Source organism: Alcanivorax xiamenensis (genome assembly GCF_009846745.1).
Lineage (GTDB): Bacteria > Pseudomonadota > Gammaproteobacteria > Pseudomonadales > Alcanivoracaceae > Alloalcanivorax > Alloalcanivorax xiamenensis.
In genome coordinates this window covers 35,446-56,553 of the sequence record NZ_AQPF01000024.1, presented here as the reverse complement: position 1 = coordinate 56,553, position 21,108 = coordinate 35,446, and the positions used below count along the sequence as shown (strand labels likewise).

The 21,108-nt window shown below is 63.1% G+C and carries 15 protein-coding genes; 12 read left to right on the top strand and 3 right to left on the bottom strand.

Translation table 11 applies throughout. The features are described 5' to 3' along the window. From A6D6_RS14080 to A6D6_RS14040, 9 genes are all read left to right on the top strand, one after another. Nucleotides 1-335 (top strand): flagellar protein FlhE (locus A6D6_RS14080; RefSeq protein WP_159661089.1); only part of this gene is annotated, 335 nt, incomplete at its 5' end. Between the two features lie 397 nt (nucleotides 336-732). Next, a complete protein-coding gene (locus tag A6D6_RS14075) occupies nucleotides 733-1,428 on the top strand; it encodes an RNA polymerase sigma factor FliA (RefSeq protein WP_133491379.1) in 696 nt (231 codons plus the stop codon). 80 nt (nucleotides 1,429-1,508) lie between these two features. Then, on the top strand, nucleotides 1,509-3,089 hold the full coding sequence (gene prfC / locus A6D6_RS14070) for a peptide chain release factor 3 (protein ID WP_159661088.1): 1,581 nt from the start codon (nucleotides 1,509-1,511) through the stop codon (nucleotides 3,087-3,089). Nucleotides 3,090-3,316: 227 nt separating this feature from the next. Beyond that, nucleotides 3,317-5,362 carry a purple acid phosphatase family protein gene (locus tag A6D6_RS14065; RefSeq protein WP_159661087.1) on the top strand — a complete coding sequence of 682 codons (2,046 nt, stop codon included), beginning with the start codon at nucleotides 3,317-3,319 and terminating at the stop codon, nucleotides 5,360-5,362. A gap of 271 nt (nucleotides 5,363-5,633) precedes the next feature. Next, nucleotides 5,634-7,235, top strand: coding sequence for an isocitrate lyase (locus tag A6D6_RS14060; protein WP_133491376.1), 1,602 nt, complete (start codon nucleotides 5,634-5,636; stop codon nucleotides 7,233-7,235). A 288-nt stretch (nucleotides 7,236-7,523) separates the two neighbouring features. After that, nucleotides 7,524-9,080, top strand: coding sequence for an AMP-binding protein (locus tag A6D6_RS14055; RefSeq protein ID WP_133491375.1), 1,557 nt, complete (start codon nucleotides 7,524-7,526; stop codon nucleotides 9,078-9,080). Next, nucleotides 9,077-10,093, top strand: a complete 1,017-nt coding sequence (locus A6D6_RS14050; protein ID WP_159661086.1) for an NAD(P)H-dependent flavin oxidoreductase — start codon at nucleotides 9,077-9,079, stop codon at nucleotides 10,091-10,093. The genes A6D6_RS14055 and A6D6_RS14050 overlap by 4 nt, the downstream gene beginning before the upstream one ends. 385 nt (nucleotides 10,094-10,478) lie before the next feature. After that, nucleotides 10,479-11,045, top strand: a complete 567-nt coding sequence (locus tag A6D6_RS14045; RefSeq protein ID WP_133491373.1) for an LOG family protein — start codon at nucleotides 10,479-10,481, stop codon at nucleotides 11,043-11,045. A gap of 38 nt (nucleotides 11,046-11,083) precedes the next feature. Then, nucleotides 11,084-11,362: a hypothetical protein gene (locus A6D6_RS14040; protein WP_159661085.1), complete on the top strand. Its 279-nt coding sequence runs from the start codon at nucleotides 11,084-11,086 to the stop codon at nucleotides 11,360-11,362. 124 nt (nucleotides 11,363-11,486) lie between these two features. Here the strand turns inward: A6D6_RS14040 and A6D6_RS14035 are convergent, their stop codons facing one another. Beyond that, nucleotides 11,487-12,926, bottom strand: coding sequence for a phospholipase D family protein (locus A6D6_RS14035; RefSeq protein ID WP_159661084.1), 1,440 nt, complete (start codon nucleotides 12,924-12,926; stop codon nucleotides 11,487-11,489). Between the two features lie 254 nt (nucleotides 12,927-13,180). On the opposite strand from A6D6_RS14035, the gene A6D6_RS14030 reads away from it, so the two are divergent. Beyond that, nucleotides 13,181-15,781 (top strand): DUF6351 family protein, encoded by a 2,601-nt coding sequence (locus A6D6_RS14030; RefSeq protein WP_159661083.1) that lies wholly within the window; start codon nucleotides 13,181-13,183, stop codon nucleotides 15,779-15,781. A gap of 44 nt (nucleotides 15,782-15,825) precedes the next feature. Here A6D6_RS14030 and A6D6_RS14025 read toward each other — a convergent pair whose 3' ends face one another. After that, complete coding sequence (locus A6D6_RS14025) at nucleotides 15,826-17,628, bottom strand: beta-ketoacyl synthase (RefSeq protein ID WP_159661082.1); 1,803 nt, start codon at nucleotides 17,626-17,628, stop codon at nucleotides 15,826-15,828. A gap of 265 nt (nucleotides 17,629-17,893) precedes the next feature. Continuing rightward, the gene (locus tag A6D6_RS14020) at nucleotides 17,894-19,075 is read right to left on the bottom strand and encodes an acetyl-CoA C-acyltransferase (RefSeq protein ID WP_159661081.1); all 1,182 of its coding nucleotides are present in this window, start codon (nucleotides 19,073-19,075) and stop codon (nucleotides 17,894-17,896) included. 292 nt (nucleotides 19,076-19,367) lie between these two features. Here A6D6_RS14020 and A6D6_RS14015 point away from each other — a divergent pair, with 292 nt between their 5' ends. Further along, nucleotides 19,368-19,955 carry a superoxide dismutase gene (locus tag A6D6_RS14015; protein WP_159661080.1) on the top strand — a complete coding sequence of 196 codons (588 nt, stop codon included), beginning with the start codon at nucleotides 19,368-19,370 and terminating at the stop codon, nucleotides 19,953-19,955. Nucleotides 19,956-20,182: 227 nt separating this feature from the next. Then, on the top strand, nucleotides 20,183-21,061 hold the full coding sequence (locus A6D6_RS14010; protein WP_159661079.1) for a hypothetical protein: 879 nt from the start codon (nucleotides 20,183-20,185) through the stop codon (nucleotides 21,059-21,061). The last annotated feature ends 47 nt before the right edge of the window (nucleotides 21,062-21,108 follow it).

Here is a 21,108-nt window from a genome sequence, read left to right as displayed (position 1 = left end):
CGGCGCCGGGCAGTTGGAGCGCCGAGGCACCGTCGGTGCGGGTGTCGGTGCCGGGGCGGCTCTATCACAGCGAGGCGCTGCTGCCACCCGGGGACGCCGCCGCGCGCGGCAACTACATCCAGAAAGTGCGCTGGCGCTACAGCACGCCGCCGGGGCGTTCGTTGCGCGCCTGGCTGTGTCAGGGCGACCGCTGCCTGCCGCTATCCGGCAACCGGGGGATCAGCGAAGCGTTACAGGGGCCGGCGTGGTCGCCGCTGTCGTTCCGTTTTCAATTGCCCGATGGGGAGCGCCGCGCGGTGACGGTCACCGACATTCAGGTTCTGGTCAATTATTGATCTCAACCCCATCGTGGTCCTTTCCGGTATGAAGAGGACCAATTATGAAGAGGACCAATGCCGTCCCACAGTTCGCCAGCACGCTTGCACGCTAACACCCCGATTCGCGGCCAAGGCCGCTCCCACAAAGAGCGCTACGAAGCAGCTGTGGGAAGCTGGCTTGCCAGCGAATACAGCGCGAATTCATGTCTCCAGGGCTGACAATCAGGCTTTCAGGCTTAGCGTGCAAGCGTGTTGCGTGTAAGCCAGCTCCCGGTCCCCGCCAGTCGCCGGAATAACCCCCAACAATGCCGTCTTTTCCGGGCATGGCCATGGTCATGGAAGCGAATAATGGGAGGACTCCCACGATTCGGGGTGATCAGTGCGGACGCCGATGGGGCGCTGTTGAGGACAGGGCATGTACACCGCTCAAGGGAAAATCGACCAACAGGCACTGCTGGAAGAGCACCTGCCGGCAGTGCGGCGCCAGGCGCTGGCGCTGCAGGTCAAGCTGCCTGCCAGTATTGAACTGGATGATCTGATCCAGGCCGGCACCGTCGGTCTGCTTGACGCCCTGCGCCGCTATGACCCCAACGCCGGCGCCAGTTTCTCCACCTTCGCCAGCCAGCGTATTCGTGGCGCCATGATCGATGAACTGCGTTCACGCGACTGGTTGCCGCGCAGCGTGCGTCGCCATGCGCGGGAGCTGGACCGGTGCATGCACCGGCTCGAGCAGCGTCTCGGCCGCGCCCCCCAAGAGCGGGAGGTGGCGGCGGAGATGGGCATGGGCCTGGAGGACTACCGGCGGCTACTCAGCGATACCAACAGCGGCTTGTTGCTGCCGTTCGAGGACATTGTCGCCGAACAGGGCGAACCGGACGCTGGCGGCAACGGCCCGCCGGACCCGTTCAGCGCTCTGCTGGACGGGCAGCAGCGCGATCGCCTGATTGCCGCCATTGAATCGCTGCCGGATCGGGAAAAACTGCTGATCGGGTTGTATTACCAGGAAGATCTCAACCTCAAGGAAATCGGCGCCGTGCTGGGCGTCACCGAATCCCGGGTGTGTCAGTTGCACAGCCAAGCGGTGAGCCGGTTGCGCGGCCGTTTGAGCTGATTCCCGCCCGGCTCGCGCGGCTTCCTACACGAAGCGGCCCGTCGGCGCTACAATGCGCGCCGACGCAGACCGAGATCGCTATGAAGCCCATCGACGAAATCCACAAACGGCGCACTTTCGCCATCATCTCCCACCCGGATGCCGGTAAGACCACCATTACCGAGAAGCTGCTGCTGTACGGAAATCAAATCCAGCTGGCGGGTACGGTGAAGGGGAAGAAATCCGGCCGCCACGCCACCTCCGACTGGATGGAGATGGAGAAGGAGCGGGGGATTTCCGTGACCACCTCGGTGATGCAGTTCCCTTACCAGGACGCCATGGTCAACCTGCTCGACACGCCGGGGCACGCGGATTTCTCCGAGGACACCTATCGCACCCTGACCGCGGTGGATGCCGCCTTGATGGTGATTGATGCCGCCAAGGGCGTGGAGGAGAGGACCGTCAAGCTGATGGAAGTGTGCCGGCTGCGCGACACGCCGATCCTCACCTTCATCAACAAGCTGGACCGCGACGTGCGCGATCCCATCGAGGTGCTGGACGAGATCGAGGACGTGCTCAATATCGAGTGCGCCCCGGTGACCTGGCCGATCGGCATGGGCAAGAGCTTCAAGGGCGTCTACAACCTGCTGCGCGATACCACCGTGCTGTATAAAACCGGCCAGGGGCACACCATCCAGGACGTGCGTGAAATCCAGGGCCTGAATAGTCCGGAACTGGATCAGGCGGTGGGGGCGGACTACGCCCAGGAACTGCGTGACATGCTGGAACTGGTGCGCGGCGCCAGCCACGATTTCGATCTGGAGCGGTTTCTGGACGGCCGGCTGACGCCGGTGTTCTTTGGTACCGCGCTGGGCAACTTCGGCGTCGATCACATGCTTGATGGCCTGGTGAAATGGGCGCCGGCACCGCAATCCCGGGTGGCGGTGGAGCGCAAGGTGGAAGCGGAGGAGCCGAAGATGACCGGCTTCGTTTTCAAGATCCAGGCCAATATGGATCCGCGTCACCGGGACCGGATCGCCTTCATGCGCATCTGCTCCGGCAAGTATCAGAAGGGCATCAAGCTCAAGCAATGCCGTACCGGCAAGGAAGTGCGCATCTCCGATGCGCTGACGTTCCTGGCCGGAGAGAGGGACAATGTGGAGGAAGCGTTCGCCGGTGACATCATCGGCCTGCACAACCACGGCACCATCCAGATCGGTGACACTTTTACCGAGGGCGAGGATCTGCGCTTCACCGGTATCCCGCACTTCGCGCCGGAACTGTTCCGCCGGGTGGTGCTGAATGATCCGCTGAAGAGCAAGCAGCTCCATAAGGGCCTCACCCAGCTTGCGGAAGAGGGCGCCACCCAGGTGTTCTTCCCGCTGCGTAACAATGACGTGGTGCTGGGCGCGGTGGGAACGCTGCAGTTCGACGTGGTGGCGGCTCGCCTGAAGGCCGAGTACGGCGTGGAATGTCGGTACGAGCCGGTCAACGTCACCACCGCCCGCTGGATGGAAGCGGACAGCGAACGCGAACTGGCGTTGTTCGAGCGCAAAGCCTACGACAACCTGGCCCGTGACGGGGCCGGCCATCTGACCTACCTGGCGCCGACACGGGTCAACCTGCAACTCACCGAGGAACGGCACCCGGAAATCCGTTTCCTGGAAACCCGGGAGATTTGATCTCCCGGACTTCCCCGGACACCGTCACCGTACGAATTTTAAACAGACTGAAACCCGCCGGTCCCCGCTTTGCAACAACGGGGACCTAGGCTCCTCCCCCAGCGCCTTTGCCGTTATCTCCGCCCCGGCGACCATTCCATGGGCCATCGCGGCAACGATCGCCGTGATGCCGCCGGGAACCTTTTGGGGGCGCTTCCATAGCATCAATAACATCGGGGAGCACAGTCATGTTTTTTTCCTCTCGCCCCGGCCGTCTGGTCCGGGTGTTTCTGATTCTGCTGTTGTCGATGCCGTCGCTGGTGTCGGCGCAGTCCGCTCCGAATCCCACGGTTCGGGATACCGTATTTGAAATTCAGCAACGCTTTCTTGAGCAGTTCAGTACCGAAGAGTTGCAGTCGATGACGCCGGATCAGGTGCTCGGCAATATTTCCGCCGGAGAGCGTCATATCCTTGGCACCGATTTCGTTCGCTTCACCGTGAACGTGCCGGTGGTGGTTTCGGTGATACGGGATCCGTGGCCGGCGGAACAGTTCTGGCTGTCGGATCTGGGGTTCGAGAAGACCGATCTGAAGGCGCGCATTCGCCATGAGACCGAGTGGGAAGTATGGCAGGCGAGGTTTCCCGCCGGCGAGGTGGGGCTGGGCGTGAACGGCATCATCGACGGCGATTCCAATGGCAGCATCGAGTCCTACGCCATCGCGGTGGCGCCGGTGGACGCGACGGCGGAGCTGGTTATCAGCGATCTCTATCACCCGTCCTTCGGCCTGGACACCGTGGCGCTGGAGCGCCCGGCCTGGGCCGATGAGGAAAGCCGTTACTTTATCGAACTGCCGGAGCAACTGGTGGGGCAGCAGTCCGTGCAACTGCTAAGGACTCGCCGCAACGATGGCCAGTTGATCCGATTCGCCAACATCACGCCGTACCCGTCCACCGCGAGGCCGGATCAGGTGGTGTTGACGTTGGGTGATGACCCGGCCACATCCGCGGTGGTGCAATGGCGTACCGGTCGCACGGAAGGCGCCGGCAAGGTCCTGTTCCAGGAGAAAAGCCGCTTTACCGGCTTCGATGCTGGTGATGAGTATCTGTCGGCCTCCTCCGGGGGGCCGGTGGTGATTGATTCGCCTCGGGAGGACATTCTGGCCGAGTACGACACGCTGGACGATTACCCCGGTGGCTTGCTGGAGCTGCGCCCGGAGCCGGGCAATGATCCGGTGGTGAACCGGCATATCGTTCCCCTGCGTGACCTGAAATCGGCCACCACCTATGTCTATGCCGTGGGTAACGGCGAGGATGGCGGCTGGAGCGCGCCGCGGGAGTTCACCACCGATCCGGCTGATCCGGAGGCCTTTTCCTTCATCTATATGGGCGACGTGCAGCACGGCTTCGAGGAGTGGGAACCGCTGGTGCGTCGGGCCTATGAATACACGCCCAACGCCCGCTTTATCGTGATGACCGGCGACATGGTCAATCGCGGGCCGGAACGGGACGACTGGGACGCGTTTTTTCACGCCAGCGAAGGGGTGTATTCGGAACAGCCACTGGTGCCGGTGCTGGGTAACCACGAATACAACGGCCAGGAACCGACTCTCTATCTGGACCAGTTCATGCTGCCGGAGAACGGCCCACGGGGCATGGAGGAGCGTCTCTACAGCTTCCGTTACGGCGACGCCTTCTTCGCCATCGTCGACGGCAGTCTCAAGGGCGAGGATGAGTTGGCCAGGCAGGCGGCCTGGCTGGATCAGCAACTGGCCCAGGCGGATAGCACCTGGAAATTCGTCGCCATCCACCAGCCCATCTACGGCTCCCGTCCGACTCAGGACGAGCCGGAATTGCGCGAGGCTTTCCTGCCGGTACTGGACCGCCACGGCGTGGATTTGATGCTGCAGGGGCACACCCATGCCTATCTGCGCACCCAGCCGATGAAGGGCGGAGAGGTGGTCCCCGAAGGCGAGGGCACGGTGTACCTGGTGGCCAATTCCGGCACCAAGTTCTATGAAGTAGGCGGTTTCCAGGAGAAATACGGGGTGGAGCCGGCGGTCATGATCGCGGATCTGGCCACTTATCAGGTCATTGATGTGGACGGCGGAGAACTGCGGTACCGGGCCTATGATGTGGATGGCACCGTGGTGGATGCTTTCACGGTGGAGAAGACCCCGGTGGACCCCGAGCCGGAGCCGCCCGCATCCGGAGGGGGATCCGGTGGCGGAAGTTGGGGGCCGGGTCTACTGCTGGCCGGGGCTTTGCTGCTCCGGCGCCGCCGGCCCCGGGGCTGAGCGCGGCGAGTGGCCGGAAAACCCCGGCCGGCGCCCCGAAAAGGCTGACCATCCGGTCGCGCCGGCCTCCGCCGGCGCGGCGTTTCCGGGCCTTTTCGCGGTTTGCCACCATCATTCACCAGAGAAATATTGGGTATAACCCATATTGATTGTTTTTATGGGTGAGGGCCCCCTAGAATGCGCGCCATCGGTAGCCGGCGTCGGGTAGGGGCCCTTTTCCCTGCATGACCGGCGGCTTCGGTGTTCATTCTTCTATCGACAAGGATTGACCATGTCACAGTACCTCAAAGAGATCGAAGCACTGAGCTCCGTGGTTGGTGCCAACAACACCTGGCACGACATCAACCCGGAATCCGCTGTTCGCATGCGCCTGCAAAACCGCTTCAAAACGCATCTGGACATCGCCAAGTACAACGCCAAGATCATGCGCGAAGACATGGCGGCCTACGATGCGGACTCCTCCAAGTACACCCAGTCCCTGGGTTGCTGGCACGGTTTCATCGGTCAGCAGAAGATGATTTCCATCAAGAAGCACTTCGGCAGCACCAAAGGCCGGTACCTGTACCTGTCCGGCTGGATGGTTGCCGCGCTGCGTTCCGAATTCGGTCCGCTGCCCGATCAGTCCATGCATGAGAAGACCGCGGTCGCCGATCTGATCCGCGAACTGTACACCTTCCTCAAGCAAGCCGATGCCTGGGAACTGAACCACCTGTTCCGTGCCCTGGACGACGCCAAAGCCGCTGGTGACGAAGCCAAAAAAGCCGAAATCATCAGCCAGATCGACAACTTCGAAACCCACGTTGTGCCGATCATCGCCGATATCGATGCTGGCTTCGGTAACCCGGAAGCCACCTATCTGATGGCCAAGCAACTGATCGAAGCCGGTGCTTGCTGCATCCAGATCGAGAACCAGGTTTCCGATGAGAAGCAGTGTGGTCACCAGGACGGTAAAGTGACCGTTCCCCACGCCGACTTCCTGGCCAAAATCAACGCTGTGCGTTACGCCTTCCTCGAGCTGGGCGTTGACGACGGTGTCATCGTTGCCCGTACCGACTCCCTGGGCGCTGGCCTGACCAAGCAGATCGCCGTGACCAACGAGCCGGGCGACCTGGGCGACCAGTACAACGCGTTCCTGGATGGCGAGTACATCGACGACGCGTCCCAGATCAACAACGGCGACGTTGTCATCAAGTCCAACGGCAAGCTGCTCAAGCCGAAGCGTCTGGCTTCCGGCCTGTTCCAGTTCAAAGCCGGCTCCGGTATTGACCGCGTGGTTCTGGACTGTATCACCAGCCTGCAGAACGGCGCCGATCTGCTGTGGATCGAAACCGAGAAGCCGCACGTTGGCCAGATCGCGGAAATGGTTAACCGTATCCGTGAAGTAGTGCCGGACGCCAAGCTGGTTTACAACAACAGCCCGTCCTTCAACTGGACCCTGAACTTCCGTCAGCAAGTGTTCGACGCTTGGGAGAAGGAAGGCAAGGACGTGTCCGCTTACGACCGCGACCGCTTGATGAGCGCCGATTACGACGGCACCGAGCTGGCTCAACTGGCCGATCAGTGGACCCAGAACTTCCAGCGCGATGCTTCTCGCGAAGCGGGTATCTTCCACCACCTGATCACCCTGCCGACCTACCACACCGCTGCTCTGTCCACCGATCAGCTGGCCAAGGGTTACTTCGGCGACGAAGGCATGCTGGCTTATGTGGCCGGCGTACAGCGCCGCGAGATCCGCGAAGGCGTTGCCACCGTGAAGCACCAGGACATGGCCGGTTCCAACATCGGTGATGACCACAAAGAGTACTTCTCTGGTGAAGCCGCGCTGAAAGCCGGTGGTAAAGACAACACCATGGGTCAGTTCGAGAACATCTAAGTCTCGATCCTACTCAGGTAAGTCTGGAAAAGGCGGGCCCTCGGGCCCGCCTTTTTTGTTTGACGGAATTAGCCTGCGGATCGCGCTACAAGCTCCCGCGGCAGCCTTGTGGCTACCTCTGAATTCATGTCTCGCGTTCCTGTCACCATGACCGTTTTCGTCAATGGATCTGGCGTGATCGGCGATTGTCCCGGCCCGCTCCCCGGGCGGATGATGCTGGAACCCTCATAAAAGCGTGGGCAGCGCCCCGCGATATCAGAACAACAACATCCGATGCAAGGAGCCGAGATGCAAGACGCTCACGATGTGGGTCTGACGTTGGGCACGCTTGTCCTGCGTGCGCTGGCACGTTATCCGGACCGCACCGCCTTCACCTGGGAGGGCGGAGAACTCAGCTATCGCGGCGTCGCCGACCTGATCGGCCGCATCCAGAAGGTCTTTCTGGAGCACGGCCTGCAACGCGGCGACCGGGTCGCCGTGCTCAGCGCCAACCGGGCCGATGGCTGGTGCGCCGGGGTCGCCGCTCAACTTTGCGGCGCGGCCACCACCGCTTTGCATCCCAAGGGGGCGTTGTCGGACCATCAGTTCCAGCTGGAGGACTGCGGCGCCGCCTTCCTGGTGGCGGATGCCGAAGCGTTCGGCGAGGTCGGCGTGGCGTTGTCGACCCGGCCGGGAATGACCACCTTTACCCTGACGGCGGCGGAGTACGGCATTGATTTGAGTCGGGCCGTGGAACGGGCCGGCGCGGCGACGGCCCGCGATCTGGCCCACGCCGGTGATATTGCCACCCTGAACTACACCGGTGGCACCACCGGGCGCGCCAAGGGCGCGTTTCGCCGCCATCGGGCGCTGGTGGCTTCCGCCGTGGCGATCCTGGCGGATTTCGAGCTGCCGCGCCGGCCCTATTATCTGGCGGTGGCGCCGGTCAGCCATGTGTCCGGCACCAAGGTTTTGCCGACGTTGATCCGGGGCGGCTGTGTACACCTGATGCACGGTTTTGATAGCGGCGAGGTACTGGCGGCGATCGAGCGGCGGCGGATCAACGTCACCTTGATGGTGCCGACCATGCTCTACAGCCTGCTGGACGACACCCGTCTGGCGAAGACGGATCTGTCGTCCCTGGAGTCGCTGTTGTACGGCGCATCGCCGATGTCGCCGGCCCGGCTGGCGGAGGGCATGGAGCGGATCGGTCCGGTGTTCGCGCAGCTGTTCGGGCAGACCGAATGCTATCCGATCACCTATCTGCCGAAGGAAGATCATGACCGGGCCCAGCCACAGTGGTTGGCGTCCTGCGGCTTTCCGGTGACATCCAACCGGATCGCTCTGCTGGATGACGAGGGCAGGGCGGTGCCGCTTGGCGAAGCCGGGGAGATCTGCGTGCGCGGTCCGTCGATGATGGAAGGCTACTGGAACCAGCCGGAGCAAACCGAAGAGGCGATGCAATTCGGCTGGCTGCATACCGGGGATGTGGCGCGGGCCGACGAACAGGGCCGCCTGTACATCGTGGACCGTAAGAAGGACATGATCGTCACCGGTGGTTTCAACGTTTACACCCGCGCGGTGGAAGACGCGCTCAGCGCTCATCCGGCGGTGGCCATGGCGGCGGTGATCGGCGTGCCGGATCCGCGCTGGGGCGAAGCGGTCACCGCCATCGTGGTTTGCCACCCTGGGGAGCAGGTAACAGCGCGGACTCTGATCCAGCAGGTCAAGGATCTGAAAGGCGCCGCCCACGCTCCAAAGAAACTCGAGTTCGTCGATGCCCTGCCGTTGACCAGCCTGGGCAAGATCGACAAGAAAGCGCTGCGGGCCCGTTACTGGGCCGGCCAGAGCCGACAGATAGGATGAACAGCGTGACGCCGAACACCACCACGGAATTATCGTCTTCTATTGCGCGCCGGCTGCGTTTGCCGCTGATCGCCGCGCCCATGTTCCGGGTTTCCGGGCCGGAACTGGTGATCGCCGCCTGCCGTCAGGGCGTGATCGGTTCCTTTCCCACCGCCAACTGCCGCACGGTGGAAGAGTACGACCGCTGGTTGTGTGAAATCGGTGCCGCGCTGACGCCCGAGGACGCGCCGTTCTGTCCCAACCTGATCATGCGGCGGCGGAGCCTGAAGGAAGAACTGGCCTGCTTGCTGAAGCACAAAGTGGAAATGGTGATCACCAGCGTTGGCGAGCCGCGGCCGGTGATCGGCCCGTTGCACGACATCGGTTGCCTGGTGTTCGCCGATGTGGCCAATGTTCGTCACGCCGAGAAAGCCATTGCCGCTGGTGCCGATGGGCTGATTTTGCTCACCGCCGGTGCCGGCGGGCAAACCGGCTGGGCCAACGGTTTTGCCTTCGTCCGCGCGGTGCGGGCGATGTTCGACGGGCCGCTGGTGCTGGCTGGTGGCATCGGCGACGGGCAGGCGTTGTGGGCGGCCCGTACCCTGGGCTGTGATCTGGGGTATATGGGCACCAAGTTCATCGCCACCCGGGAAAGCCTGGCGGCGGAGGGTTATAAACGGATGCTGGTGGATTCCCGCCTGGATGACATCATGCTCAGCCGCGCCTTCACCGGCCTGGAGACCAATACTTTGCGTCCCTCGGTGATCGCCGCCGGGCTGGACCCGGACAACCTGCCCATCGACATGACCGAGGAGCGGGCCGCGGCCCTGTACGGTGGCGGCTCCGACAGCCCCGGGCCGAAACGCTGGGTGGACGTATGGAGCGCCGGACATTCGGTATCCGGTGTCTCCGGGGTGCCGTCGGTGACCGAGCTGGTAGCGAGAACCGTGCAAGAATACCGGCGGGCGCAGGCGGAAACCTTGTCGTTGCTGGACTCGAGCAGCAATGGATCAGAGGGCCGGTCTTGCGGGTAGCACGGCCGTCCACGGTTCGCTCGCACGCTTACACGCAACGCGCTGGTACGCCATTCGCTGCCAAGGCAGCTTCCCACAGTGACTTCGCAGTCCCGTGTGGGAAGCGAGCTTGCTCGCGAATAGAGAGTGCCAGCGAACGGTGCGATGGCCGATCGGTCGTAGTGCCTTCACATTCCCCCTTGCCGAGACCCGGCGCAGGTCAGGCACAGACGCGTCGTTGGGGCGAGACGTAGCCGCGGCACGGTTACGGCCCTTCATTTCTTTGCGATCATCGTCGTTCATTCTGGTACCTTGCTCTGATCATGCTTACTGTTGTGGCCGGTTTGTCCCGGTTGGTCAATAGTCAGGGCCTGACAGGATTGTTCGATAGTCAAACGGAGTAGTAATGAACATTGCGGTGTTTTGCGGTTCCAGTTCCGGTGTCGATCCCATCTATGAACAACAGGCGCGGGCGCTGGCCCGGGCGCTGGTGGCGCAGGGGCATGGTCTGGTCTATGGCGGTGGCCGAGTCGGGCTGATGGGCGTCATCGCCGATGCGGTCCTGGAGGCCGGCGGCGAGGTTATCGGAGTGATTCCCCAGGCGCTCAAGGACCGGGAAATCCAGCACACCGGTATCACCGAGTTGCACGTGGTGGAGAACATGCATCAGCGCAAGGCGATGATGGCGGAGCTGGCGGACGGTTTCATCGCCATGCCCGGCGGCGCCGGTACCCTGGAGGAAATCTTCGAGGTGTGGACCTGGGCGCAGCTGGGCTACCATCATAAGCCCTGTGGTTTCTTCAACGTGATCGGTTATTACGATGGCCTGATCGGCTTTCTTGAACACATGGTGGACCAGGGCTTCATGAAACCCGCCTACCGGGAAATGTTGACCGTGGACGCGGACCCCGAAGTCCTGGTGGCGGCGTTCGCCGATTACCAGGCGCCGGTGGCGAAATGGGAGAAGCAGTAAGCCATGGCGGAAATGCAATCTGACCAGGAGACCTGTCGATGATGGCGGTGCTTGCCGGTGGTTTGATCATCATATGGCTGGCGCTCTCCGCTGGCCGGACCATGCTGCACTATCTGCATGTGGAGCTGCATCGTCCAGCGGCCATCGCCGCGCCGCTGCTGCTGGCGGTGTTGGAATCGGCGCTGTTCCTGTGTCAGCTGCCGGGCACATCATTGCTGCCGGAATCCGAAGCGACCCTGGCCTTGCCGTTGCTGCTGGCGCTGGCCTGGGGGATTAATGGTCTGGTGGCGGTGAAGGCGGTAAGAGCCGGACGCTAGACGTTTAATAGAAAAATGACAGGCCGCCGGTGTCCCCGTTCGCTGCTAAAGCAGCTTCCCACAGCCGGTGCCACGAAGCCGCTGTGGGAAGCTGCTTTAGCAGCGAATGGGGGACGCCCCTCGTTCAGAACGTCGACCAGCCGGTGAACTCCATGATCCGATACAGCGCCACGCGCCAGTACGAGGTGTCCTCGTAGGCCTCGTAGGGCAGGCTGAACAGCATGTCGTCCGGGTTGCTCCAACGTCGTTCAAAGGTGCTCCGCGCTTCGCTGATCACCGGATCATCGGTCCCGGCCACCCATTCCACGCTGGTTTCCAGATTCAGATTATCCAGGTTGCGCCGGGTGTAGTTGGCGGAGCCGAGGATCAGCCGCGCCGGCCGGTCGCTGTCCGCCGCTGGGAAACGCAGCAACATCTTGGTATGGCATTGCTCCCCGGTGGTGGCGCACCAGCGCACCGCGGCGCCGGCGTCATGCAGTTCCCAGGCTACCTGACGGTTGGGCACACCGTTTTTCTCACGGCCGAAGGCATCCTTGTTCGGGTCCAGCAGCAGACGTACCCGTACGCCCCGCTGTTGCGCTTCGGCGAGAGCTCTCACCAGACGCCGGTGGGACAAATAAAATACGCCGACATCCAACTGCTCGCCCTGGCGGGCTTCGCTCACGGTGGCCAGCAGGGCATCGCGGATGGCACCTTCGGTGAGCAAGCGTAAATGGGGCAGGGCGTCGTCGCCGGTTTTCGAGGGCGCCGCCGGCCAGTCCCCGCCCACTTCGGCACCGGACCAACGCGCCACCGCCAGTTCCGAGTGCAGCACGTCGAGCGCCACCGAGCCGCTGAAGCGCAGAGCAATATTGGAGTGGGCACTGCTGGCGTCGTGGGCATTCGCCGAGGTGATCAGAGCAGTCCAGTCATCGCCCTCATCCACCACCAGGGTCTTGCGGTGATTGGCCTTGAAGTTGAGCAGGCTCAAATAGGTCCTCAAGGTCACCTCGTCTCCGCCGGTGGGATTGGGTAGCCAACCACCGCCGGCACTATTGCCGAACCACTGACAACATACCCGCCACGGCGCCGACCAGCTTGGGTTGGAGTCGCGCAGCCGGGGCAGACTGGTGAACACCACCGGAATGCCGGCTTCGCGCAGGCGTTCCAACTGGGGTGCCTGGACACCGCCATAGAGCGTGTTGAAGGGGTCGGTGATGACCAGCACACGCAGCCCGGGCACCGCTTGGTGCCGGGCCAGCAACGCTTCAGTGAGTTGCTCACTGAGCGGCCGATGAGCGCTGCCGCTGTCTCCGGCGAAGGTGTTGAACAGGAACATATCCACCACCACCAGCTTGCGGGCCTGGCCGATCAAGCGGAAATACTCGTCGAAGATGGCCTGATCAAAATGGCGATCCCCTTGCGCGTCGCTCCAGGTGTCGTCCACCAGCAGCGCCACCTGGTGGGCGGAACGTGGTGGTCCGGCTTCGCCGACGCCTTCCGGCAGAGGCTTGTAGCGTTGCCAGATCGCTATCGCGATGAGCAGCACCAGCACCGTCAGCAGTGCTTTTTTCCATGGCTTCATAGTGTTTCCTGTCGCAAGTAGGGAGCAGCCGGAACGTGGCCGACCGCTGATATTCGCGGGGAGGGCGGCGGCGGGTCAAGGCGGACGGCGTGATTCGATGGTGCAAGGGATAATGGCACCTTCGTACATGTTGAGAAAAAAATGACGGTTTGGTTAACGCTCCGGTAACCGCCAGCCAACAGTGTTTTCACCCCCGTTGGGATAACAATCGGGGAAAACCCGGCATCGGCCGGGACTGAAAACGGAGAATAATAATGAAACGGCTGTTCTTGATCGGACTTTATGGTCTGTGTTTGCTCCTGGCCGCGTGTGGCGGTTCAGGGTCCTCGTCTTCCGGTGATCCTGCCCCGTCCCCCAACCCCGGGGGACCGGATGAGCCGGGGGAAACGGTGTGGGCGGACGGTGAGATCCAGGTGCTGTCCAACCGCGCCGATCTGATCAGCGGCGGTGACGCCCTGATCAACATCGTGGTGGAGGAGCCCGCCTTGCTGGAAGGCGCCCGTGTCAGCGTGGGCGGGCAGGATGCCGGGGCTGATCTCCAGCGCACCGGCGACACCCTGAGCGGTTTGATTACCGGCCTGGCGGAAGGCGGGAACACCGTCACCGTGACGCTGGCGGACGGCTCGCTGCTGCAACGTTCCCTGGTCAACCACCCGATTGGCGGGCCCGTGTTCTCGGGGCCGCAGATCGGGCCCTGGACCTGCACCAACGCCGCCGCCGAGGACGCCTTCTGCAACCAGCCGGCGGAATACCGCTTCAAATATGTGCCGGCGGATCGTCTGCAAGCGCTACTCACCGGTTTCGATCCGATGAACCCGGGCCTGCCCGCGGCTTTTCAGGACTATGACCCGGACAACCCGCCGCCGGCGGACCAGATCGCCAGGGTCACCACCGACCAGGACGTGGCAGTGCCGTTCATCGTTCGCGTGGAAACCGGCGTGATCAACCGTGACCGCTACCAGATCATGGCGCTGTACCAGCCGGACCAGCCCTGGAACGCGCTGGCGCCACAGCCGCAATGGAATGGCAAGCTGCTGATCCATCATGGCGGCAATGTGGGCGTCAGTTACGGGCCCGGTGAACCGCCCAACGGCGACATCGCCGGTACCGCGCCGGAAGGGGCGGAGATGCTGTTGGGTGACAGTGTTTCCGTGGCGCTGGGGCGTGGCTTCATTACGCTTTCCACCGCCCAGGCCAATCTCGGCCATAACGTCAATCTGGTCACCGCCGCCGAGTCGTTGATGATGGCCAAGGAGCGCATCGTCGAGCAGTACGGGCCGCTGCGCTACACCATTGGCACCGGCTGCTCCGGCGGCGCCATCGCCCAGCAACACATCGCCAATGCCTATCCGGGTATTTACCAGGGACTGATCGTGCAGTGTTCCTATCCGGATGTGTGGACCACCGCCAGTCAGTTCGCTGACTACAACCTGCTCAGCCGTTATTTCGGTAACCAGTTGCCGGAGAGCCCCACGGATCTGCTGTCGGTGATCACCTCATTGCTGACCTCGGGGACCCTTCCCGCGCTGCAGTGGTCGGCGTTTTACGGGCACTTGCCGCTCAATCCGGTGGTCTCCGATCTGGCGTTCTTCCCCTCGGCGTACCCCACCCAGGACGACTGTCCGGGGCTGGCGGACGGGGTGCCGCTGTACCACCCGGAAGAGCAGCCGGACGGGCTGCGCTGCGGTCTGATCGATTACATGGTGAATCAGTTCGGCACCCGGCCACCGTCTGTGTGGAGTGCCAACGAACAGGCGCTCGGCCGGGGATTCGCTGGTATTCCGCTGGATAACGTGGGGGTGCAATACGGCCTGCAAGCGTTGCGCGACGGCACCATCACACCAGGGCAGTTCCTCACCGTGAACCGGGAGATCGGTGGCTTCGACGTGGACATTCGTCACCAGCCCGAGCGCACCAGGGCCGACCCGGAAGCGCTGCGTAATGCTTACCGCACCGGCGCCATCAATACCGCCGAACATCTCGCCAATGTGCCGATCATCGATCTGCGCGGCCCGGACCCGGGGCTGGCCCATGACGCCTACCATTCCTGGCAGATGCGTGAGCGGCTGATCAGGACCCAGGGGCATGCCGACAATCATGTGATCTGGTTCGGCGCCTTCCCGTTGGCCGGCGACACGGTCTACACCACCGAGGCGTTGCTGGTGATGGACCGCTGGCTGTCCGATATCGAGGCCGATCCGGAGCCCGGGACCATCGAGGAGAAAGTGGTGGCGCGCAAGCCGATTCAGGCGCGCGACCGTTGTCTGTCGGTATCGTCGCTGTTGGGCGCCGATGGCCCGATCGTGCCGTTCACTGGCAATCTGTTGTATCCGGACCCGTTGATTCCAGGGCTGGATTTGTCCCTGCTGCCACCGCCGCCGCCGGAGCTGGGCGTGGTGGTGGATGCGGTCACCGCCCAGGTGTGTGGTCTGGACCTGAGCGCGCTGGGTTTGCCGGGTATCGTCGGTGATCTGCTGTCCCCGATCACCGACATCGTCGCCGGATTGCAGCAAACCGTGGTGCAGACCCGCTTCGGTACGCCGCGCACCGTGGCTGGTGACGATATCACCACCCTGGTCAACAAATGCCAGTTGAAACCGGTGGACCCGGCGGACTATCCCTCCGGGCTGTTGTCCGGCATTCCCGATCCGGACGCCTTCGTCGCGCAGGTGGCGGAGATTTTCCCGGACGGGGTTTGTGATTACAGCCAGCCGGGCGTGGAGCAGGTGCCCACCGAAACCTGGTTGCAGTATGGCACCGCGGAGCAGGTGATCACCGGCGGCGCGCCGCTCACCGGCGACGCCGGCGATTCCCGTCAGGGATGGGCGTCACCGGCGTTCGGGGTGGGGCTGTAGGACGTTTGAAGGCGCTTCCATCGCGGCTCGTGAGCCGCGATTGATCAGCGGTAGTCGTCGAAGCCCGGATCGTCGCGGAAGGTCAGTGCCTGATCCCAACCGGGCAGACGGATATCCTGGTCGGTGATGCTCAGGTCATCGCCGCTCAAAACGCCGTCGTTGAAGTGGTAATCCGGCGCGGTTTCACCGGCCAGGGCCCGTCGTTCGTAGTCGGCGGCGGCTTCGCGGGTGCCGCTTACCCGGTCCCGCCAGCTGTCCAGAGCGCGCTCGCCATGACGACGACGCAGCAGGTCCAGAGTGGCGTCCGGGGACAGCATCACTGCGGTGGCGTTGTTGCCGCCGAACCCTTTCGAGTTGAGCAGCGCCGCCGAGGGCCGTAATTCGCGGTGCTCGCGGGAAAACGACAGATTGCTGTCGTGCAGATCGGCGGCGAAATGATCCACGGTGGCGATCCCCGGCAGTAATCCATCCTGGAAGGTGCCCGCCGCGGACGCCAGCTGGTCGCCGCCGGCGCTACCGAGGGAATGGCCCACATAGGCTTTGATCGCGGCCACCGGCCAGTCGCGGATGGCGAACGCCTTGGCCACTTCATTGAGGACGTGGGATTCGGTAACCCGGTTCTGCGGCGTGCCGGTGCCATGGGCGTGCACCACACTGTTGTTGCGCAGGGCGTCCTCGCCCAGCAACTGACGCACCAGGGAAGCGGCGCGGCCCAGGGTCAGATAGTTGCCAATGCCCGGCGATGAGATGGATTTCTTGGCGCCGTCGGCGTGAACGAACACATCCGGTACCGACGCCAGAATATCGGCGCCCAATTCCAGCGCCAAGCTGTCGTCCATCACCACCGCGAACTGAGCGGATTCCGCCATGGTGAAACCGCAGTTGTCCGAGAACGGCCGGCAGGCGCGGCGCAGGTCCGCCTGTTTGGCGCCATCCAGGGCCGCCAGGGCTTCATCCTCGGCCAGGGCACCCATGGCGCGATAGCCTTCCAGCACTTCCGGCACCAGTGGCGCTTCGCTGGTGCCCACCACCACCAGCCGGGCGCGGCCGTTGCGGATCGCGTGTATCGCTCGTTCCAGGTTGTAGAGGAACGTGGCGCAGGCGCCGAGCATGCCGCCGGTGCCGCCAGGGCTGCGCAGCACATAGGCGTTGATGAAATCGGCGGTCATCTCGCCGAGGCCCAGCGGACACTGCTTGGAGGTGGTGCGCTGGCCCAGCGACGGGGCGCGCATCATGCCGCCGAGACCATGGTCGTCCAGTTGCGCCATGGCGTTGGAGGCGAACATCGCGACCTCGTCCGGGGCCAGCCGGCCACGCAATTGATCCCAGGGAATACCGAGCATGCCAAAGGCGTCACTGACACCGTAAATAGCCATTTGCAGGGCGCGGGGATGATTGCGTGAAGCGTACAGAGTGGCGGGGTCGAAACCGCTGGGCAGTTGACCGGCGGCGCTGACCCGCCGGGCACTGGCCGCCGGTGCGCGCAGTTCGGCACCGGCGGGCAAAGTGACCCGGCTGCGGTGGCGGTTCAGTTCGGTGACTTGCCAGCCCTCCGGCAGCGGGTGGGGCAGATCCAGATTTCGCATCTCCAGAGTCACCGGAGCGTCGCTGTGGCCGTTGCTCGCCATGGTGATGCGCACCGCTTCCGGCAATTCGCGAATCAAAGTGGCGTTGAGCAGTTGCTGGCGATCGCTCAGGCCGGTGAGCGCGGACAGGCTGTCCAGAGTCTGTTGTTGTCGGTGGGCATCCAGCGCTTCGAACACCATGCGGCGGAAGCCGTGATGCATGGAGGTGCGGCCGGCGGCGTTGATGCCGCCCACGGCGGTAATGACGGGCAGGGCGGACATGGTACTCCCTAGAATGATGACTAATCGGTCAATTCTAGGCCCCAGGATAGCGTTTGCGTATCAATGCCGCCGCCGGAGTTGCAACGGGATATTACCGCTGGCACCTCCGCAGGCTGACTACTTTCCATTGAGGGTGCCACGAGGCCACTGTGGGAAGCTTGCTTGAAAGCGAATCTTGGTCTCCGAGAACCCATTCGCTTGCAAGCAAGCTTCCCACAGTGGCTCCGTGGCCCGGCCCGTGGGAAGCTGTCTGACGCGGCGGTTTTTACAGCAGTTCGATGGCCACCGCGGTGGCTTCGCCGCCGCCGATGCACAGGCTGGCCACGCCGCGTTTGCCGCCGGTGCGTTTGAGCGCGTGAATCAGTGTCAGGATGATGCGCGAGCCGGTGGACCCGATCGGGTGGCCCAATGCACAGGCGCCGCCATGGATGTTCAGTTTGTCGTGGGGAATGCCCAGGTCGATCATTGGCAGCATCGCCACCATGGCGAAGGCTTCGTTGATCTCGAACAGATCCACGTCATCCACGCTCCAACCGACCTTTTTCAGCAGTTTCTCGGTGGCGCCGATCGGTGCCACGGTGAACTCGCTGGGATGACGGCTGTTGGTGGCATGGCCGAGGATGCGTGCCACGGGTTGCAGCCCGCGCTCGGCGGCCACCGATTCCCGTGCCAGCACCAGCGCCGAAGCGCCGTCGGAGATGGAGCTGGCGTTGGCGGCGGTGACCGTGCCGTCTTTCTTGAACGCCGGTTTCAGATTCGGGATTTTGTCGATATTGGCGTTGCCCGGCTGCTCATCGGTATCCACCACGGTTTCGCCCTTACGGGTGGTGACTGTGACTGGCACGATTTCGTCCTTGAACCAGCCCTGCTGAATGGCGGCCTGGGCGCGTTTCAACGATTCGATGGCGAACGCGTCCATCTGCTCGCGGGTAATGCCGCGCTGATCCGCCACGTCCTGCGCGAACGAGCCCATCAACCGGCCAGTCTCGGCGTCTTCCAAGCCGTCCAGGAACATGTGGTCATGGACCTGACCGTGGCCCATCCGCAGGCCGGCACGGGCCTTGTCCAGCACATAGGGAGCGTTGGTCATGGATTCCATGCCGCCGGCGACGACGATGTCATGACTGCCCGCCTTGATCATGTCGTGACCGAACATGGTGGCACGCATGCCGGAACCGCACAGCTTATTGACGGTGGTGGCGCCGGTGCTGTCCGGCAGACCGGCCTGGCGCATGGCCTGACGCGCCGGGCCCTGTTTGAGGCCGGCCGGCAGTACGCAGCCCATGACCACATCTTCGATATCGGTGGCCTTGAGGCCGGCGCGGGCCACTGCTTCGCGGATGGCGACGGCGCCCAGGGTCGGCGCGGTCACTGGCGCCAGACTGCCTTGAAAGCCGCCCATGGGGGTACGAGCGCCATTAACGATGACAACGGAATCTTGGGACATGATGTTTCCTCGATCATGGGAGCCGTCCACCATTCCATGGCGGCCGGCCGGGATGTAAAAAGCGGGGTTATTGTACTTGAGATGGGCGGGATCGTCCCCAGGTGTCAGAGACACCGTCGCGGATGATACAGCCGCAGCCAATCGACACGATAGTGCCGGTCTATGTGGTTCGCCGAAAAGCCGCTTGCTATGATGCACCGGGCCACGGGTGGGAGCGCAACTTCCGCCTGCGGATGGCTGCGATCATCCGCTTCAATGGCAACACGTCAGATAACAGTCAGGGGAAATGACTATGGCTTTTGAACTTCCGCCGCTTCCGTACGAGAAGAACGCCCTGGAACCGCACATCTCCCAGGAAACCCTCGAATACCATCACGGCAAGCACCACAACGCCTACGTCACCAAGCTCAACGAGCTGACCAAAGGCACGGACGACGAGAACAAATCCCTGGAAGAGATCATTCAGTCCGCCAAGGGCGGCTTGTTCAACCAGGCGGCGCAGGTATGGAACCACACCTTCTACTGGAACAGCCTGAGCCCCAACGGTGGCGGTGCGCCCACCGGTGATCTGGCTGATGCGATCAACAGCGCCTTTGGTTCCTTCGACAAGTTCAAGGACGCGTTCAGCGCCAAAGCTGCCGGCAACTTCGGCTCCGGCTGGACCTGGCTGGTGAAAAACAGCGATGGCAGCCTGGAAATCGTCAACACCGACGACGCCGACACCCCGATCGCTCACGGCAAGGGCCAGACGCCGCTGCTGACCGTGGACGTGTGGGAACACGCCTATTACATCGATTACCGCAATGCCCGTCCCAAGTATCTGGAAACCATCTGGAACCTGATCAACTGGGACTTCGCCGCGAAAAACTTCGCCGGCTGATCCTGCCCGCAGGCGGTGCCCTGGTGCGCCGCTGTGGACTTGCCGCGCCGCCGGACGAGGCCTTCGGCCACGTCGTGGCGGCGACGGTACCCACTCTCCCCACCGGCCGTGACGCGATGCCGGACAAGATTCTCCCGACACGGTAATATGGGTGCCTTGAACGGCGGCCGTTTCCGCCTGTCTGACAGATTCCCGTCCACTTTACTGGTACCACTTCAGGATGCCCTATGACCCAAGAGCGTGACGTCAAGCTGGGTGATATCGACGATCTTTCCCTGGATGATCCGCCCCATTCCAACGACCATCGGCCGCCGCCAAAGGAACCGGCCCCGCGTGCCGGCGGAGGAAAAGGAGGCGGCGGCCGGCATGAGCCACCGGCGCGCTCCAAGAAGGGGAGCGGTGGCGGCGGCTGGATCGCCGCCACGCTGGTGCTGGCGGTACTGCTGGCGGTGGTCGCGGGCTACTTCTACACTGAAATCTCCCGTTTACAGGCGCAGATGGAAACGCGCATCAGTGAATCGTCCGAGCAACTCGGCGATCTGCAATCCAAGCTGTCCAAGACTGGCGAATCCGCCACCGAGTCCTACGGCAAGCTGCAGGCCAACGTCGGCGATCTGAACAAGACGGTGAAGGAACACGGTTCCGAGATCCGTAAACTGTGGGACCTTAGCAACAAGGGCAATAAAGACGCCATTGCCGCCAACGACGCGGCGATCAAGAAGCAGGCCCAGAGTGTTCAGTCCACCCAGGCCAGCCTGGCGGAACTGAAAAAAACCGTGGCCGGATACGACGATGCCATCCGCAAGGCCGGCGGCCAGGCGGACGCGGTGCGCAAGCAACTGGACAGCGCGGTGAAGTCGGTCAACGACAGCAACGCTCAATTGCGTACCCAGGTTGGCCAGTTGCAGACTCAGGTGGATGTACTGGTGGATTCGCTGAAACAGCTGGAACAGCAAAGCAAGAACCAGCAAACCGCCATCAGCCGCCTGCAAACCCGCACCAGCGGCCAAAGCGACGAGCGCCTCAAGGAAATCGAGGCCGCCATCCAGGCCTTCGACGCCTATCGCATCCAGGTCAACAACCGCCTGGATCAATTGGAGCGCTAAGGACTCTCTGAAAAACGCCATGCCGGACTTGATCCGGCATCTCCCGC

Excerpts from the sequence above, each read along its gene's own strand:
- A6D6_RS14055 (WP_133491375.1), top strand. The coding sequence starts at position 7,524 with ATGCAAGACGCTCACGATGTGGGTCTGACGTTGGGCACGCTTGTCCTG.
- A6D6_RS14010 (WP_159661079.1), top strand. The coding sequence starts at position 20,183 with ATGACCCAAGAGCGTGACGTCAAGCTGGGTGATATCGACGATCTTTCC.
- A6D6_RS14030 (WP_159661083.1), top strand. The coding sequence starts at position 13,181 with ATGAAACGGCTGTTCTTGATCGGACTTTATGGTCTGTGTTTGCTCCTG.
- A6D6_RS14065 (WP_159661087.1), top strand. The coding sequence starts at position 3,317 with ATGTTTTTTTCCTCTCGCCCCGGCCGTCTGGTCCGGGTGTTTCTGATT.
- A6D6_RS14075 (WP_133491379.1), top strand. The coding sequence starts at position 733 with ATGTACACCGCTCAAGGGAAAATCGACCAACAGGCACTGCTGGAAGAG.
- A6D6_RS14025 (WP_159661082.1), bottom strand. The coding sequence starts at position 17,628 with ATGTCCGCCCTGCCCGTCATTACCGCCGTGGGCGGCATCAACGCCGCC.
- A6D6_RS14020 (WP_159661081.1), bottom strand. The coding sequence starts at position 19,075 with ATGTCCCAAGATTCCGTTGTCATCGTTAATGGCGCTCGTACCCCCATG.
- A6D6_RS14060 (WP_133491376.1), top strand. The coding sequence starts at position 5,634 with ATGTCACAGTACCTCAAAGAGATCGAAGCACTGAGCTCCGTGGTTGGT.
- A6D6_RS14050 (WP_159661086.1), top strand. The coding sequence starts at position 9,077 with ATGAACAGCGTGACGCCGAACACCACCACGGAATTATCGTCTTCTATT.
- prfC (WP_159661088.1), top strand. The coding sequence starts at position 1,509 with ATGAAGCCCATCGACGAAATCCACAAACGGCGCACTTTCGCCATCATC.
- A6D6_RS14045 (WP_133491373.1), top strand. The coding sequence starts at position 10,479 with ATGAACATTGCGGTGTTTTGCGGTTCCAGTTCCGGTGTCGATCCCATC.
- A6D6_RS14035 (WP_159661084.1), bottom strand. The coding sequence starts at position 12,926 with ATGAAGCCATGGAAAAAAGCACTGCTGACGGTGCTGGTGCTGCTCATC.
- A6D6_RS14015 (WP_159661080.1), top strand. The coding sequence starts at position 19,368 with ATGGCTTTTGAACTTCCGCCGCTTCCGTACGAGAAGAACGCCCTGGAA.
- A6D6_RS14040 (WP_159661085.1), top strand. The coding sequence starts at position 11,084 with ATGATGGCGGTGCTTGCCGGTGGTTTGATCATCATATGGCTGGCGCTC.